Source organism: Niveispirillum sp. GW835-FHT14G11 (assembly GCF_058793615.1).
Window position 1 is genome coordinate 284074 of record NZ_JBXAFZ010000007.1, and the last position, 14737, is coordinate 298810.

The 14737-nt window shown below is 65.5% G+C and carries 12 protein-coding genes; 2 read left to right on the forward strand and 10 right to left on the reverse strand.

The genetic code is table 11. The features are described 5' to 3' along the window. Nucleotides 1–6: 6 nt before the first annotated feature. Nucleotides 7–876 (reverse strand): polyprenyl synthetase family protein, encoded by an 870-nt coding sequence (locus tag AC1Q7F_RS15195; RefSeq protein ID WP_492508258.1) that lies wholly within the window; start codon nucleotides 874–876, stop codon nucleotides 7–9. 110 nt (nucleotides 877–986) lie between these two features. On the opposite strand from AC1Q7F_RS15195, the gene crtD reads away from it, so the two are divergent. Together crtD and AC1Q7F_RS15205 are read left to right on the forward strand one after the other, a co-directional pair. After that, the gene (gene crtD / locus AC1Q7F_RS15200) at nucleotides 987–2573 is read left to right on the forward strand and encodes a 1-hydroxycarotenoid 3,4-desaturase CrtD (protein WP_492508260.1); all 1587 of its coding nucleotides are present in this window, start codon (nucleotides 987–989) and stop codon (nucleotides 2571–2573) included. A gap of 14 nt (nucleotides 2574–2587) precedes the next feature. Continuing rightward, on the forward strand, nucleotides 2588–3439 hold the full coding sequence (locus AC1Q7F_RS15205) for a carotenoid 1,2-hydratase (RefSeq protein ID WP_492508359.1): 852 nt from the start codon (nucleotides 2588–2590) through the stop codon (nucleotides 3437–3439). Nucleotides 3440–3571: 132 nt separating this feature from the next. On the opposite strand, the gene AC1Q7F_RS15210 is transcribed toward AC1Q7F_RS15205, so the two are convergent. The 9 genes from AC1Q7F_RS15210 to AC1Q7F_RS15250 form a co-directional block, all read right to left on the reverse strand. Then, nucleotides 3572–4738, reverse strand: coding sequence for a phytoene/squalene synthase family protein (locus AC1Q7F_RS15210; RefSeq protein ID WP_492508262.1), 1167 nt, complete (start codon nucleotides 4736–4738; stop codon nucleotides 3572–3574). Then, nucleotides 4738–6288: a phytoene desaturase gene (locus tag AC1Q7F_RS15215; protein ID WP_492508264.1), complete on the reverse strand. Its 1551-nt coding sequence runs from the start codon at nucleotides 6286–6288 to the stop codon at nucleotides 4738–4740. Before AC1Q7F_RS15215 ends, AC1Q7F_RS15210 begins: the two co-directional genes overlap by 1 nt. Next, a complete protein-coding gene (bchO, locus tag AC1Q7F_RS15220; protein WP_492508266.1) occupies nucleotides 6285–7193 on the reverse strand; it encodes an alpha/beta fold hydrolase BchO in 909 nt (302 codons plus the stop codon). The genes AC1Q7F_RS15215 and bchO overlap by 4 nt, the downstream gene beginning before the upstream one ends. After that, nucleotides 7190–8998, reverse strand: a complete 1809-nt coding sequence (locus AC1Q7F_RS15225; protein WP_492508268.1) for a VWA domain-containing protein — start codon at nucleotides 8996–8998, stop codon at nucleotides 7190–7192. The genes bchO and AC1Q7F_RS15225 overlap by 4 nt, the downstream gene beginning before the upstream one ends. After that, a complete protein-coding gene (gene bchI / locus AC1Q7F_RS15230) occupies nucleotides 8985–10019 on the reverse strand; it encodes a magnesium chelatase ATPase subunit I (protein WP_492508270.1) in 1035 nt (344 codons plus the stop codon). The genes AC1Q7F_RS15225 and bchI overlap by 14 nt, the downstream gene beginning before the upstream one ends. Nucleotides 10020–10352: 333 nt before the next feature. Continuing rightward, a complete protein-coding gene (locus AC1Q7F_RS15235) occupies nucleotides 10353–10796 on the reverse strand; it encodes a nuclear transport factor 2 family protein (protein WP_492508272.1) in 444 nt (147 codons plus the stop codon). A 4-nt stretch (nucleotides 10797–10800) separates the two neighbouring features. Then, on the reverse strand, nucleotides 10801–12486 hold the full coding sequence (locus AC1Q7F_RS15240; RefSeq protein WP_492508274.1) for a GMC oxidoreductase: 1686 nt from the start codon (nucleotides 12484–12486) through the stop codon (nucleotides 10801–10803). Continuing rightward, entirely contained in the window at nucleotides 12483–13094 is a 612-nt protein-coding gene (locus tag AC1Q7F_RS15245; protein ID WP_492508276.1) for a gluconate 2-dehydrogenase subunit 3 family protein, read from the reverse strand. The genes AC1Q7F_RS15240 and AC1Q7F_RS15245 overlap by 4 nt, the downstream gene beginning before the upstream one ends. A gap of 26 nt (nucleotides 13095–13120) precedes the next feature. Continuing rightward, nucleotides 13121–14683, reverse strand: a complete 1563-nt coding sequence (locus tag AC1Q7F_RS15250; protein WP_492508278.1) for a carboxylesterase/lipase family protein — start codon at nucleotides 14681–14683, stop codon at nucleotides 13121–13123. Nucleotides 14684–14737 lie beyond the last annotated feature (54 nt).

Below are 14737 nucleotides of genomic sequence, written 5' to 3' on the forward strand. Positions count from 1 at the left end.
CTCGTGTCAGGCGGCGCTGACAGACAGGGTCTTCGGCATCAGCCGCGTCGCCTCGTTCAGGATCATGGCGCGGAACGGCCCGCGTCCGGCACAGTCCGGGACACTGTCGGCGGCCGTCTCCACCAGGGTGCGCAAATGATGCAGGGCTTTGGGTATGCCCAATGCCGCGACGATGTTCGGCTTGCCGTTGCGCCCGTCCTGACCGGCGGGTTTGCCCATGCTGCCGGTAGTGCCCATCGCGTCATACAGATCATCGGCCACCTGATACGCCGAGCCCAGCGCATCGGCCAACGTCAACCAATCCTGCGGGTTGCCGCCAGAGGCCAAGGCACCGGTCGATACGGCACCGGCGAACAAGGATGCGGTCTTGGCCCGGTGATATTGGCAGATGTCGATGTCCGCCTCCGCCTCCCAGGCCTGGCCCGCGACCAGCCCATAGGGAGAGCCGACAGCCTTGGCGATGGTGGCGATCAGCGGTGCGGTCAGTCGGGGGGCGTGCATTGTTTCCCGCGCCACCGTTTCGAAGGCCGCCACGATCAGACCGTCACCGACCAGCAAGGCGATCTCCTCACCAAATTCCGCATGCACCGATGCTTTCCCCCGGCGGGTCGCCGCATTGTCGAAACAAGGCATGTCGTCATGGACCAGCGAGGCGCAGTGCAGCAGTTCGATGGCGACGGCGGCGGCATTGGCCGCTTGTGGGTCCCGGTTGCCACAGGCTGTGGCGACGGCCAGGCACAGGCGCGGCCTGATGCGGGCGCCCCCGGGAAACACCGCGTGGCGCAGCCCCTCGGCCAGCAGCGGCGGGCAGCCATTGGCGGTCGCAAGTCGCAGGGCGAGCTGCAGTCCGGCTTCAATGCGCTCAGGCAAATCCATTGGCTGACCTCCGTGCACATAATTGTCAATTCAACTGGACAATAAAATGTGTAAACATAAATTGACACATAGATATGAAATGTCAATCCACGAGGAAGGGGCGGGACGCTATGGGCTTCTGCACCGCGACAGAGGATGCCGTTGTGATAGTGGGGGCCGGGATGGGCGGTCTGGCGGCGGCCCTGGTGCTGGCCCATGCCGGTCACCGTGTCACCGTGGTTGATGCGGCGGCGGAACCGGGTGGAAAGCTGCGGCAGGTGGTGGCGGGCGGGTGGATGTTCGATGCCGGGCCCACGGTCCTGACCATGAAATGGGTCTTCGATGATTTGCTGGCCCGGTACGGTACCGCGCTGGAAGCCGAACTTCGCCTGACCCGCTGCGATGCTCTGGCGCGGCATTATTGGCGGGGTGGTCAACAACTGGACCTCTTCACCGACCCGGCCCGGACAGAGGATGCGATTGGCGATTTTGCGGGCGCGCCGGCGGCGGCGGGTTTCGCCCGCTTCGCGGCGGATGCCACCCGGATTTACCGGTTGCTGGAACGCAGTTTCATCGACGCGCCGCGGCCCAATCCGCTGTCTCTGTCGGCCCGCATCGGCCTGCACCGGCCGGCCGCCCTGATGGCGTTGCGGCCCTACACCACGCTCTGGTCGGCGCTATCGGGTTACTTCACCGATCCACGGCTGCAGCAGCTGTTCGGCCGCTATGCCACCTATTGCGGGTCGTCTCCCTTCCTGGCGCCGGCCACCTTGATGCTGGTGGCGCATGTGGAACAGGCGGGCGTGTGGATCATCGATGGGGGCATGGCCGCCCTGGCCCGGCGTCTGACGGCTTTGGCGCAGGCGGCCGGCGTGGAATTCCGGTTTGGTGAAAGGGTTGTGTCCATCAGCCGTGATCGGTCTGGGCGATCCGTCACCGGCGTGACGACGGATCAGCTACAGCATCTGCGCGCCGGTGCGGTCATTTACAATGGTGATGTCGCGGCATTGGACCCGATGCTGGCCCCGACGGCATCCCCGCCGCGCCGACCGGCGGAACGGTCGCTGTCGGCCCTTGTGGCTTGCGGTCTGGCAAGGCCCGACGGGGTGGCGCTGGCGCATCATACGGTATTTTTCAGCGATGATTATGCGGCGGAATTCGATGCCATCCGGCGCCACCGCCAACCACCGGCCGATCCCACCGTCTATCTCTGTGCCCAGGACCGAACCGACCGGGGCGATCTGGCGGATCCGCCAGCGGCTGGGAAGGGGGAACGACTCTACAGTCTGATGAACATGCCGGCGGACGGCGACAGCCATGCCTATACGCAAAGCGAGATCGACCGATGTCTGTCCTCAATGGAACGCCGCCTCGCCACCAACGGGTTGACGCTGAGCTACGACCGGCGGGCCCTGTCGGTGACGACGCCGGACGGATTCCACCAGCTATATCCGGGAACGGGTGGGGCCTTGTACGGGATGGCGTCGCACGGTGCGATGGCATCGTTCCGGCGCCCATCGGCGGCGGGTCCGATCCGGGGCCTGTATCTGGCGGGCGGCAGTGTGCATCCAGGGCCGGGGGTGCCGATGGCGGCCCTGTCGGGCAAGATTGCGGCCGCCAGGCTGATGGCGGATCGGGCTTTGATCGGCCGGTCACGCCCGGTGGCTATCACTGGTGGTATGTCGATGCGGTCAGCGACTGCGGACAATACGCGCTGACCATCATCGCCTTCATCGGCTCCGTCTTCTCGCCCTATTATCAATGGTCCGGGCGGGGGCGGCCGGATGATCATGTGGCGTTCAACATCGCGCTGTACGGTCCCGGCGGCAATGTCTGGTGCATGACGGAGCGGGGAAGCGGCAGCCTGCGTCGCTGTGCCCAAGATCTGCGGATTGGGCCCAGCGGCCTGTCGATGCGCGGTGATCGGCTGTTGATCGATTTTACGGAAACGGCTTTGCCCTGGCCGGGTCAGGGTCTGTGGCCGAAGATGGTGTCGGGACGGGTGGAATTGATCCCCGACATCTGCGCGGACCGGCTGTTCGATCTGGACCCGGCGGGGCGCCATGTCTGGTCGCCCCGCATGCCCCGCGCCACGGCCACCATTACCTGTGACGCGCTGCCCGGCGGGGGATGGCAGGGGCGCGCCTATCACGACATGAATTATGGGGACCGCCCGCTTGAGCAGGATTTTATCTGCTGGGATTGGGCGCGCGGCACTGAAGGCGCCGATGGCGATACCGTGATCCTGTATGACGCGCTTTTGTGTCAGGGCACCCGCCGCCGCCTCGCCCTGCGCTATGACGTCGGACAGGGGCCGCAGCCGCTGGACATGCCCGACCGTCAGGGCTTGCCGCGTGGCTTCTGGGGGGTGCGGGCCGGTATCGCCTGCGACCCTGGCAGCAGCCCGCGACGGCTGAACCGGCTGGAGGATTCACCCTTCTATATACGGTCGCGGGTGGAGACGGTCCTCGGTGGACAGCGGTTCGACATGATGCAGGAAACGCTGGATTGCCGGCGGCTGTCCCATCCGCTGGTGCGGTTGATGCTGCCCTTCCGCATGCCGCGGCGGGCACTTGGACCCTAGTCCTGGCGATCCTCCGGCTTTTGCTTCTCGCGGTCCTGCTGCTCATACCGGCGCAAGTCCCGCCGTTGCCAGATGTAAAATCCGACAGCCAGGGCAAAGACGAACCCCGCCTCAATCAGTCCGAAATAATCCTCAAACAAGGCGCCCCACTTTCTGCCATCGTTCCTGCCTTTGCGCCCGCCTTTCCTGGCGGCTGCGAAGCTGCAGGCGCAGGATGATCGACGCCACATTGTCCAGACTTGAAGGCTTGTATGGGCGCGGCTTCCCCATGGCCCCGGTATCCTGGGAGGACGCTGCCGCCACCGTCACCAGACCCTGCACGGCGGGGTCGGCCGGTGCGGTTGCCGCCGCGCGGGCGATATCGGGGGGCAGCAAGGCTGGTTTCATCGCCTGCAGCACCAAGGACAGCTTGCGGGGAAGGGTGGTACGGGCGCGTTGGCTCACGCTGTCAAACCCGTTCTGCGCGATGCTGCGGCCAATATCCTGATAGGTCAGGGCGGCGGTGCGGATGGCATGGCGGCAATCGGCGGGAAGCCGGTTGATCCCGGCATGACCCAGCTGATAATGATGATCGGCGGTGGTCAGCAGTCGCTGCACGACCTGGCCCAGCGCTTGGGTGAAACACGGGGCGGCCAGGAAGGCGTCGGCATCAATCCCGGCCTCCCGCAACCAGTCCAGCGGCAGATACAGCCGGCCATTGCGCGCATCCTCCCCCACATCGCGGGCGATATTGGTCAATTGCATGGCCAGCCCCAGATCGGCGGCCCGCGCCAGCGTCCAGGCATCGCCTTCATTCATGACCAGCGACATCATCAGGCCGACGGTGGAGGCCACCCGCGCACCATAATCCTTCACCTCGCCAATCGTTTGAAACCGCCGCCCCTCCATATCCATGGCGAACCCGTCGAGCAGGGCCAGCGGGATGGATTTGGCGATGGCATGTTTCTGCACGATCCGGGCAAAGGCCCGGTCACAGGCATAGTCACACGGAACCCCGTCATAAAGCCGGTCCAGCCGATCACGCAGCCGATCCAGCGCGTCGGCACGCCGCTCCGGATCGTCGATCAGATCATCGGAATGCCGGCAGAACGCATAGAGCGCGTGGGCCGCCTGCCGGGTGCGGCGGGGCAGCAGAAGAGAAGCGATGTGGAATGACTTCGACCCGCGCCGGATGGAGGCGGTACAAGTGTCCAGATCAATCCTGTCGCCGCTGAACCCGTAATTCTGTTGGATGGACCGGCTCAACAAGGGCCGCTCCATAGGGTTGCCGCCGGTTTTCTCGGCCATCCGCTCATTCATCACGGGATACTCCCCCTGGCCAAGGCGCCAGGTTCCGGCACCAGACCGGCGACAATGCGGGCCGACGACAGGACGCCGGGCAGGCCTGCGCCCGGATGGGTGCCCGCCCCGCACAGGAACAGATTGTCCAGTTCCTCGCTGCGGTTATGGGGCCGGAACCAGGCGCTTTGCAGCAATTTCGGCTCCAGCGCGAAGGCGGCCCCCTGCCAGGACAGCAGGCGGTCGCGGAAATCCAGCGGTGTGGCCATGTGGGAAACAGTGATATGGCGCTCCAGGTCGGGCAGGATGGTGCGTGACAGATGCGCCGCGATGCGTTGGCGATAGGTCTGCGCCATCTCCTGCCAGTCGACATCCCCGCCCAGATTGGGAACCGGGCTCAGGACATAGAAGGCATCGCAGCCATCGGGTGCCACGCTGGGGTCCACGGCGCTGGGCCGATGCAGATACAGGCTGAAATCATCGGCCAACCGCTGCAGGCAGAAGATATCGTCCAACAGGCCGCGATACCGAGGCCCGAACAGCATCGTGTGGTGATGCACGTCGTCATATCGCCGGTCGGTGCCGAAATACCAGACGAACAGCCCCATGGAATAATCGCCCCGGGCGATCTTGGCATCGGTCCAGCGTCGCCTTGGATGATGGCGCAGCAACTTTCCATAGGTGGTGGCCGGGTCGCCGTTGGAAATCACGATATCGGCCGCGATCATCTCGCCGCTGGCCAGGCGCACACCCGCGGCCCGTCGCCCCTCTGTCAGGATCGTCTCGACCGTTTCGCCCAGACGGATGACGCCGCCATTGCGGCGGACCAGCCCGGCGATGCCCTGCACCAGGGCATTGGTACCGCCCATGGCGTAATGCACGCCATACCGGCTCTCCAGATGCGCGATCAGACAATAGAAGGAGGTGGCGGAATAGGGGTTGCCCCCGATCAGCAGCGGATGGAACGAAAAGATGGTGCGCAGCCGATCATTGCGGAAATGCTTTGAAACGACCGAATGTACGGAGCGATAGCCACCCAGCCGCGCCAGCGACAAAAGCGTGCGGGCGGTGAAGGTCAGGCTGTGGAAGGGGCGATGGGCCAGCTGCTCGAACGCCACCTCATAGATGCGCCGGCTTTCCGCCATGAAACTGCGGTAACCCCGCACATCGGCGGGGTTGAAGCGGGCGACCTCCGCCTCCATCGCGGCCGGATCGCCGGAATAGTCGAACCAGGCTCCGTCATCGAAACGAATGCGGTAGAACGGGATGCAGGGCCGCAGTTCCACATCATCGGCCAGCCGCCCCCCGCAATCCCGCCACAGCTCCTCGAACATCCAGGGCGCGGTGATGATGGTCGGGCCCGCATCGAAGACAAACCCGTCCAGCCGGTGGGCATAGGCCCGTCCGCCCGGTGCATCCAACGGGTCGATGATGGTCACGCCATAGCCGCGGGCGGCCAGCAGGGCACCCGTGGACAGGCCGCCCACGCCGGCCCCGATCACGACGGCTTGCGGTCGCGACGGATCGGGGGCCTGGGCCTGTGTTCGCGGCCATGGATAGATCATGTTCATGCCGCGTCCACCGTGGTGGAAGGGCGGGCGGCGATGGCGTCGGCGACTAGACCGCTGACCAGATCGGTCCGTCCTTCATGCAGAAGATGGCCACCGCGATCCACCAGGATCAGGCGTGACCCCCTGGCATGCTCCGCCGCTTTGCGGCTGTCCTGGCACGGCACCATGGGATCATCCTTCGCGGCGATCAGGGTCGGCGGGACGGGCAGGGCCGCCAGCAACCGGCCGAACCGGCTCAGGTCCCAGGCCGCCATCATGCCCAGCGCGCCCTGCACATGCCCCGACGATGTCAGCAGCCGCCGATACAGCGCCGCCCCCTGATCATCGATGTCGGACCCGGTGGCGGCCAGCAGATTGTCCCCGAACCACCGCCCCCGCGCCGCCAGGGAGAACATCGTCGCCGTAAGGGGGGCGGCGAACAGCACCTTGGCCAGAGGGGAGAACAGCGTGTCGCCCCGGATGGGCAGAAAGGCGCCGTTGAAGGCGATGACCAGCGGCCCCCGCCGTCGCCCGCCTGTCACCGCCAGGCTGACGGCGATGGCGGCCCCGGCGGAATGGCCGATGATGGCGGCCGGTTTCAGGTCCAGTGCGGCGATCAGGCTCTGCACCGACCGGGTCATGCCGGTCAGCGACAGGTCCAAGGGGCGGCGCGGGCGGCTGAAACCTTGACAGGGCAGGTCCAGGGCGATGACACGGTGCGTGCCGGCAAGGGCGGGCATCAGGTGCCGCCAGGAATGGCTGGCCGCCCCTGTTCCATGCAGCAGCAACAGCAGCGGTGCCCCTTCCGGCCCCATTTCCTGTATGTGCCAGCGCAGGTCGGGGGCGTCGATAAAGCGGCTGGCCGACCGGTGGGGCCAATCCTGTCCATCCCTTTCCCAGTCCAGCCAGGCCCTGCCCATCATCATGGCAGCCCCTTATGCATCGTGGTCCGCACAATCTGCGACATGCGGGCGGCGTCGGCTTGGCGCAGCAGATGCAACTCGGCCCCCAGCATCCCGGCCAGGCTTGTCACGCCGTCGCGCGGCCGCCGCGCGATGTCGATGCAGATGCAGGTCAGGCCATGTTGCCGATACAGCCCGGCGATCCTTTCGGTCTGGCGTCCGGCCAGGGCGCGGTCGGCCGTGCCATCCAGCGCGATATTGCCGCTGCCATCGGTCATCACCACCACGATGGGGGTGCTGCCGCGCCGCCGCGCCGACAGGGCCATCTCCAGCCCGCGCTCCAGACCTGAGGCCAGCGGCGTCGGCCCCCCGCCGGGCAGGGCCGACAGCCGGCGCTTGGCCGACACCAGCGACCGGGTCGGCGGCATCAGGATTTCCGCCGCCTTGCCGCGAAAGGCAATCAGGGAGACCTCGTCACGTCGGACATAGCATTCGGCCAGCAAGTGCTCGATGGCGCCCTTGGTCTCACCCAGCCGTTCCAGGGCGGTCGATCCCGATGCATCCACGACGAAGATGGCCGTGGATGGTTGTTCATGCCGCCGCCGCCGATAGCGGAAATCCTCCTTGCAGATCCACAGCCGCGCCGTGCCCCTCGAACCGGCGGCCACGCGTGCCCGCAACCGTTGCCAGGGGATGGCCGCCCGCACTGTTTCCACCAGATCGGGCCGCGCGTCGGGGAAGGGGGGGCTGCTGCTGGCGGCAAACGGCCGGCCGCGCCTGGTATTGCGTGCTGTTGCACCGCCCTTGCCGGCCTTGCGTCCCTGGCGGGCGGCGCGCTCGCCACTGGTCAGCGACAGCCCGTCGACACGTCCCTGCTCAACAGCGGCCAGCAGTTCCGTCAGACTGTCCAGCGCCTGTTCCGCCCCCGTTTCTGTATCCTGCGGGGCCGGGTCGGCGGCGTCTTGATGCTGAGGGGATGGCGGCGGCGGGGCGGCCTGCTGATCGGGTTTGGGCTGGATCGGGGGTGGTTCCAGGCCCAGGCACAGCCGCAGCGCGGCGATCGCATCTTCGGCCGTGGCATCCTCACGGCCGGCGATGGCGGCGTGGATGCGGGCGACCCGCGCCAAGTGATGCAGGGTGCGCAGCGACCGGTAACCCGCTGCCGCCGCGATGGCCCCCAACGGTTCCAGCACAATGTCCGCGATGCCCACGGATCGCCAGTCGGCGCCGGGCTGCAAGGGGACTGCTGGTACAGCGCTGCTGGCTAGCGCCACCCCGTCCAGGGTGACATGCAGGCCCAGCCGATCCGCCAGTGCGGTGGGCAGCGCCTCTTCGGGATTGGCCGCTTCATCCAGGGCGACGAGTATGAAGCGGCAGGGAGTACGCCCCGCCGTCGTATCCGGGCCGGAGTGCCGGCCGGGGCAGACATGATTGTCCATCGCCTCGGCGATCACTGCGGCGGTATCCGGCTGCAACCGTTCGGCCATCGGGATGATCAGCATGCCGCCATCGGCGGTGGCCAGGATGCCGCTGTCCCAGACCAGCCGGCTGTCGGCTAGCGACCGCGCGATATCCAGCCGGCCGCCCAATGTCGCAGCATTGCTTCCCGGCGGCAGCCTTACGCTGGGCCCTGACGGGATCAGCGACCTAAGATGCGTCAGAAAGGCGTCGCGTATGCCGGAGGCGCGGGCGGTCAACCGCAGCCCGCCGATGGCCGTCCCGCCCACCGCCAGAATCCGGGCCGCCATCAGCGCCCGTTGCCACCGTTCCTCGCTTTGACGGCGCATGCTGGTACAGATGTTGCGATCATCCGCCTCATGCATGGCCATGTCCGGCATCCAGTGTGGCCATCGCCCGTTCAATGCGCGGTGCGGTGCCCGCCTCGTCCATCGGGTCGCGGCGCAGCCGGTGGCACAGCACCATGGGGGCAATCTCTTCGATATCCGTCCAGTCCACCATCAGGCGTCCGGCCAGTGCCGCCGCCGCACGCCCGGCGCGCAGCAAGGTCAACTCGCCGCGCATGCCATCAATGCCCAGCCGCATGCAAAGCTGGGACATGCGGAACAGGATCGCGTCCGGCACCTCAACCTTTTTCACGATCTTGCGTGCGGCGACAACCTTGTTGCGGATAGCGGCCTCATCCTTGGCCCTTCCGGCGACGAAACCATCGGGATCGGCTTCATAGGCATCCCGTCGGCGGATCACCTCGATCCGCATTTTCAGGTCCATGATCGTGTGTACTTCGACGGACAGGCCGAACCGGTCCAGCAATTGTGGCCGCAGGTCGCCTTCCTCGGGATTGCCACTGCCGACCAGCACGAAGCGCGCGGCGTGACGCACACTCATTCCCTCGCGCTCGACGACATTCACCCCGGATGCCGCCGCGTCCAGCAGCAGATCCACCAGGTGATCTTCCAGCAGGTTGACCTCATCGATATAAAGAAAGCCGCGATTGGCGGTGGCCAGCAGGCCCGGCTCAAACGCCCTTTCCCCCGCCACCAGCGCCTTTTCAATGTCGAGCGAGCCGCAGACCCGATCCTCCGTCACGCCCAGGGGCAGGTCCACCATGGGTGTGCGGATCTTGACCATGGCGGGCTTGTTCGCGCCGATTGCGCTGCAACGGGCGCATGCGGGCTGTGGATCATGGGGCAGGCAATTGTATCGACAGCCCGTGCGCGTCTCGATCTTCGGCAGAAGCTCGGCCAGTGCGCGGACAGCGGTCGATTTGCCCGTGCCACGGTCCCCCATGACCAGCACCCCGCCCAGCAGCGGCTCCACCGCTGCCATCAGCAGGGCCTTCTTCATATCCTCCTGGCCGACAATGGCAGAGAATGGAAATGGGCTGGGCATGGGGCGCGTTCCCTATGGGGATGTGTCAACATATATTGACACTATTTTGCGTCCGCACGAAGGGGAAATTGACAGTTCCTTAACTGCGACGCGGCCGCGGCCCCCGCCGGTGAACCGTCGCTGGTCTGAGGGCTGCATGCCCTGGCAAAGGGTAGCGCGAATTGCTTGTCTTCCAGCGTACGCTGCGAGCCAGGGATAAGACTGAGGAACACCAGATCGCCATGTGATCTTTGCCCGCGCGCACATGGTCAAAGTCCGCATGCCGCCCGACAGGGCCGCCTGGGCAAGCCACCCCAGGCGACGTGATCCGCAGCGTGCGACCGGTCGGCAGGTTTACGGGTGAAGATGATCGAAGTAAGTGATGGCCTGGGCCGCTGTCAGTTCCTGCTTCAGATCCCAGTGTTCCTGGATCAAGCCGTTATGCCAGCGGAATATGTCCACCACGGCGGCGCGTATATCGGCGCCGACGCGCACATCCAGCATCACAATGGACAGCGCGCCCTGCGTGATGGCGCTGACGGGATTTGCCGTGAAGTGCGGACGCGCGAACATCGGTTCCAACACAGTGATCGCTGCTTCCCGTCCCTGGGCCATGCCATTGCTGTGTTGAATGTAATCGGCGGCGACATAGCGTTCGAAGGCGATGCGAACCTGCTTTTGACGGTAGAACAGGGTGCAGAACGCTTCCAAACCCGATGGGGCTGCGGCTTGCGCCCTGCCGGCCGACACCACGGGCAGGATACCGGCCAGGGTCAGGAACTGTTTGCGGTCCAGCATGGTTTCAGATCCGGCCTTCCTTCAGCATTTTTACGGCGGTGTCGCAGGCCCTGGCCGTCATCGCCATATAGGTCAGGGACGGGTTCTGGCACGCGGACGATGCCATGGCCGCACCGTCGGTGACGAAGACGTTGGACACGTCATGCAATTGGTTCCAGCGGTTGGTGACCGAGGTGCGTGGATCGTGGCCCATCATCGCCCCGCCCATTTCATGGATGGCGCTGCCGCCCACGCCCGGACGGTTCAGCGATAGGATCACTTTGCCGCCGGCAGCGGTCAGCATGGCGCTGGCTTCCTTCCCGGCGTCGGTCAGGGCCTTTTGCTCATTCTCGCCATGGGTGAAATCCACCTGCAGCAGCGGCGCCCCGAACGGGTCCACCTTCACCGGGTCCAGGCGCAGGCGGTTCGTCTCCCGTGGCAGGCTCTCGGCGAAGGTGACCAGCACCATGCGCCAGCCGCCGACACTGCGCAGGTTCTCCTTGAAACCCACGCCGATCCCGGCTTCCCGCTTGCCCCGCGTCCAGGCACTGCGCAGTGCGCCACCCTGGAAACTATAGCCACGGACGAAGTCGCCCTCCGCCTGGTTGCCCAGATTGCGGAAACGGGGGATGACGATGCCGGCCGGCCTGTTACCGAAGGTGGTGCGGTCCTGGAAACTGTCGAACAGGGCGATGGCGCCCACCGTGCTGGCATGGTCCATGATGTGGGTGCCCAGCCGACCGCTGCTGTTACCCAACCCGTTGGGAAACGCGCTGGAGCGGGAGCGCAGCAGCACATGATTGGTGTTAAAAGCACCGGCATTCATGAAAATGATCCGGGCCGTGTAGCGGCGCCGTTCACCCGTCTTGATATTCAGAACGGAAACGCCGGTTGCCCGCTTTGTCTTGGCGTCGTAATCCACCGTTTCGACGACCGTGTCGGTGATCAGGGTCAGGTTGCCCGTGGCCTGCGCTGCCGGCAGGGTGGAGCTTTGCGTGCTGAAATAGGCGCCATAGGAACAGCCGCGCTGACAGATCATCCGGTTCTGACAGGCGCTGCGGCCTTCCTTCTCCTGGGTCAGATTGGCGGTGCGGCCGATGGTCAGGCGGCGGTCGGGCCACTGGCTTTCGATCACGGCCTTGGCATGCTTTTCCAGCACGTTCAGCGCCATCGGCGGCTGATAGATGCCGTCGGGCAGGGATGACAGACCTTCATTCTGCCCGGACACGCCGATGAACCGTTCGACATGATCGTACCAGGGCTTCAGGTCGGCATAGCGGATAGGCCAGTCAACGCCATGCCCGTCCTTCTTGTTGGCCCCGAAATCATGGTCGCTCATCCGATAGGATTGGCGGCCCCAGGTCAGTGAGCGGCCCCCCAGCTGATAGCTGCGCCACCAGTTGAATTCCGTGCCCCCGGCCACGGAATAGGGATTTTCGCGGTCATTGACGAAATGGTTCTGGGTATATTCGGTGAAGTGCCGGTTCCTGGACTGGACGGCAAAATCGCTCGCATAAAGCTGCGGATCACCGACGCCGCGGAACGGCATCTCCCACGGGGATTTCATTTCGGTAACATAATCGGCGCCATGTTCGATATGGCGGCCGCGTTCGACCATCAGAACCTTCAGGCCCTTTTCGGTCAGTTCCTTTGCCGCCCAGCCGCCGGTGATCCCGGAGCCGACGACGATGGCGTCGAAATCTGTGCTCATCCGAATTCCACCGCTGTCCAGTCGTTCGACCAGGCCCGATCCTGGGGGCCGACGGGGATGTCCGGGTCGAAACGGCCCGGCACCAGTTCAAAACGCAGTTCCTGGCTGGCGCCGATTTCGGACGTGTAATAGCCAGTGACGATCAGGCCCTTCAACGTGCGCCAGGGCGATTTCTCATTGCCGCGCGTATAGGCCTGGGCATCCAGGGCGGTCAGCCCCTTGAACTGCGCCTCTGGCTTGGCCGACAGGAATGGAACGCCCGCCTTCAGGTCCAGTTCGAAGGACAGCCAGTCCAGGATGCCTGCATCGGCCCGGGCCTGGCCGCCCGTGAACAGGGTGGCGGCGACCGGCGCCTTCGATCCAGACATGCCATGCGCGATGGCCAGGGCCAGAAAGGCGGGAACACCAGCCTTCACCGCCCCCGGCGTATCGGTATCCGGAATGACCAGATCGCAGACACGGGTGATCAGGGCATGGTGCCGGTCGGGATGAGGGGTGGCGCCCGCTGCCACCTGCGCCCACACCTCCGCCGGGGTTAAAGCCAGCGCCATTCCTGACAGAAGCAGGTTTCGGCGGCCGACGCCGATGGGTGATATCTCGCTCCGCATCAATACCTCTCCTTCTCCACCGAAGGTCAGAACAGGCCGAGCTTCCCGCCATTGGCAGCGAAGTCACTGTAGGCTTGGCGCTTGGCCGGGGACAGGGGCTCAATCACCGCGACCTTGTCGCCAAGGCTCATCACCCGGCCATTGACCAGTGCCGGCCATGCGGTCAGTCCGGCGCCGTTCGGATTGCCGGTCTTCACGAATTGGGTCCAGTAGGCGCCCATGGCGGCGGCGATGTCATGGTCCGCCTTTGTGAAGGGGCGGCTGGACTTGTCCAGCGTGGCAAAAACATAGGGCAGTTCGGCGGAATGGAAGGTGCCGAACCGCGCCGGATCGCTGCCCGGCTGCGCATGCTGGAACAGATAGGCGTAAACAGGGGCCGCACCCGGCTGCCGCGCCTGCGCCCAGATCAGCATGGATGCCGTCGCCTGTTCCCGCAACAGGGCCTTGGCCGCGTTTGACGCCGCATCCCCGTCGCTCCCCTGATAGAATGGCCGGAACAACGCCGCCTGCGCGCCGAAACGCCGGTCGATCAGGTCATTCAGCTGTGCCGTTGTGGTCAGGCGCCAGTCGGGGCCATTGCTGCTTTCATCGCTGGTCAGGCCGGTCAGAATCGGGATGTCCGGGCGCTGCCGCTCCGGGGCTGGCAGAAAAGCAGGGTCCGTGATGGGGGCAAAGCGCAGGCCCGGCGGTCCGACGGACGGGTCCTTTGCTGCCTTTGCCAGTTGGTCCGGCGACAGGGCGCGCAGGGCGCTGACGCTGGTGACACCAGCGGCCTCCATGACCTTCTGTCCCCGTGCCTCGGCTTGGGGCAGCGTCAGGCTGGGAATGCCCATGCCGGACCCGCTTTGCGCGATGGCGCGGATGAACAGCCCGTCTGCTTGGGGTGTGGAAAGCAATGCATGCACGGAGGCGGCGCCCGCCGACTGCCCGGCGATGGTCACCCGTGTCGGATCGCCGCCGAAATTCGCGATATTCTTCTGGACCCAGCGCAGGGCCGCCACCTGATCCATCAGGCCGTAATTGCCGGACGATCCGGCTTCGGCGGTGAGCCCCGGATGGGCGAGAAAGCCGTAGATGCCGACGCGATAGTTAATCGACACGACGATGATGCCGCGTGCGGCCAGCTTCTCACCATCATAAAGCGGCACCGAACCGGAACCTCCGGCGAAGCCGCCGCCATGGATCCAGACCATGACGGGATTGCCGGTACTGCTGGCCGCTGATGGGCGCCAGACATTCACCGTAAGGCAATCCTCGCTCATCGGCCGGGTCGGAAAATACTCCGCCGACCAGGGGGAACCACCCGGTGGTGTGTATGGCGGATCCTGTTGACAATCGGCACTGAACTGCGTGGCATCACGGACGCCAGACCATGCCATGACCGGCTGTGGCGGACGCCAGCGGTTGGCGCCGCCCGTGTCACCGGCATAGGGAATGCCCAGAAACCGGTCGATACCGTTCTGGGTAGCGCCTGATACCCGCCCCGCATCGGTCAACGCTTCCGGTGCTGCCGTCAGCGCCATTGCCGGGTTGGCACACAGGGCGAGCAATGATGCACCGACCCGCAGAATGGAGAAATTCCACCGCACTTTCCACCTCCCCTGTACTGAAGGCCGTCAAAGCCGGATGGGATGCCGGAGAGG

Bases quoted from the DNA above. Each gene is read 5' to 3' on its own strand.
- AC1Q7F_RS15195 (WP_492508258.1), bottom strand. From the start codon at position 876: ATGGATTTGCCTGAGCGCATTGAAGCCGGACTGCAGCTCGCCCTGCGA.
- crtD (WP_492508260.1), top strand. From the start codon at position 987: ATGGGCTTCTGCACCGCGACAGAGGATGCCGTTGTGATAGTGGGGGCC.
- AC1Q7F_RS15210 (WP_492508262.1), bottom strand. From the start codon at position 4,738: ATGAATGAGCGGATGGCCGAGAAAACCGGCGGCAACCCTATGGAGCGG.
- AC1Q7F_RS15215 (WP_492508264.1), bottom strand. From the start codon at position 6,288: ATGAACATGATCTATCCATGGCCGCGAACACAGGCCCAGGCCCCCGAT.
- bchO (WP_492508266.1), bottom strand. From the start codon at position 7,193: ATGATGATGGGCAGGGCCTGGCTGGACTGGGAAAGGGATGGACAGGAT.
- AC1Q7F_RS15225 (WP_492508268.1), bottom strand. From the start codon at position 8,998: ATGGCCATGCATGAGGCGGATGATCGCAACATCTGTACCAGCATGCGC.
- bchI (WP_492508270.1), bottom strand. From the start codon at position 10,019: ATGCCCAGCCCATTTCCATTCTCTGCCATTGTCGGCCAGGAGGATATG.
- AC1Q7F_RS15235 (WP_492508272.1), bottom strand. From the start codon at position 10,796: ATGCTGGACCGCAAACAGTTCCTGACCCTGGCCGGTATCCTGCCCGTG.
- AC1Q7F_RS15240 (WP_492508274.1), bottom strand. From the start codon at position 12,486: ATGAGCACAGATTTCGACGCCATCGTCGTCGGCTCCGGGATCACCGGC.
- AC1Q7F_RS15245 (WP_492508276.1), bottom strand. From the start codon at position 13,094: ATGCGGAGCGAGATATCACCCATCGGCGTCGGCCGCCGAAACCTGCTT.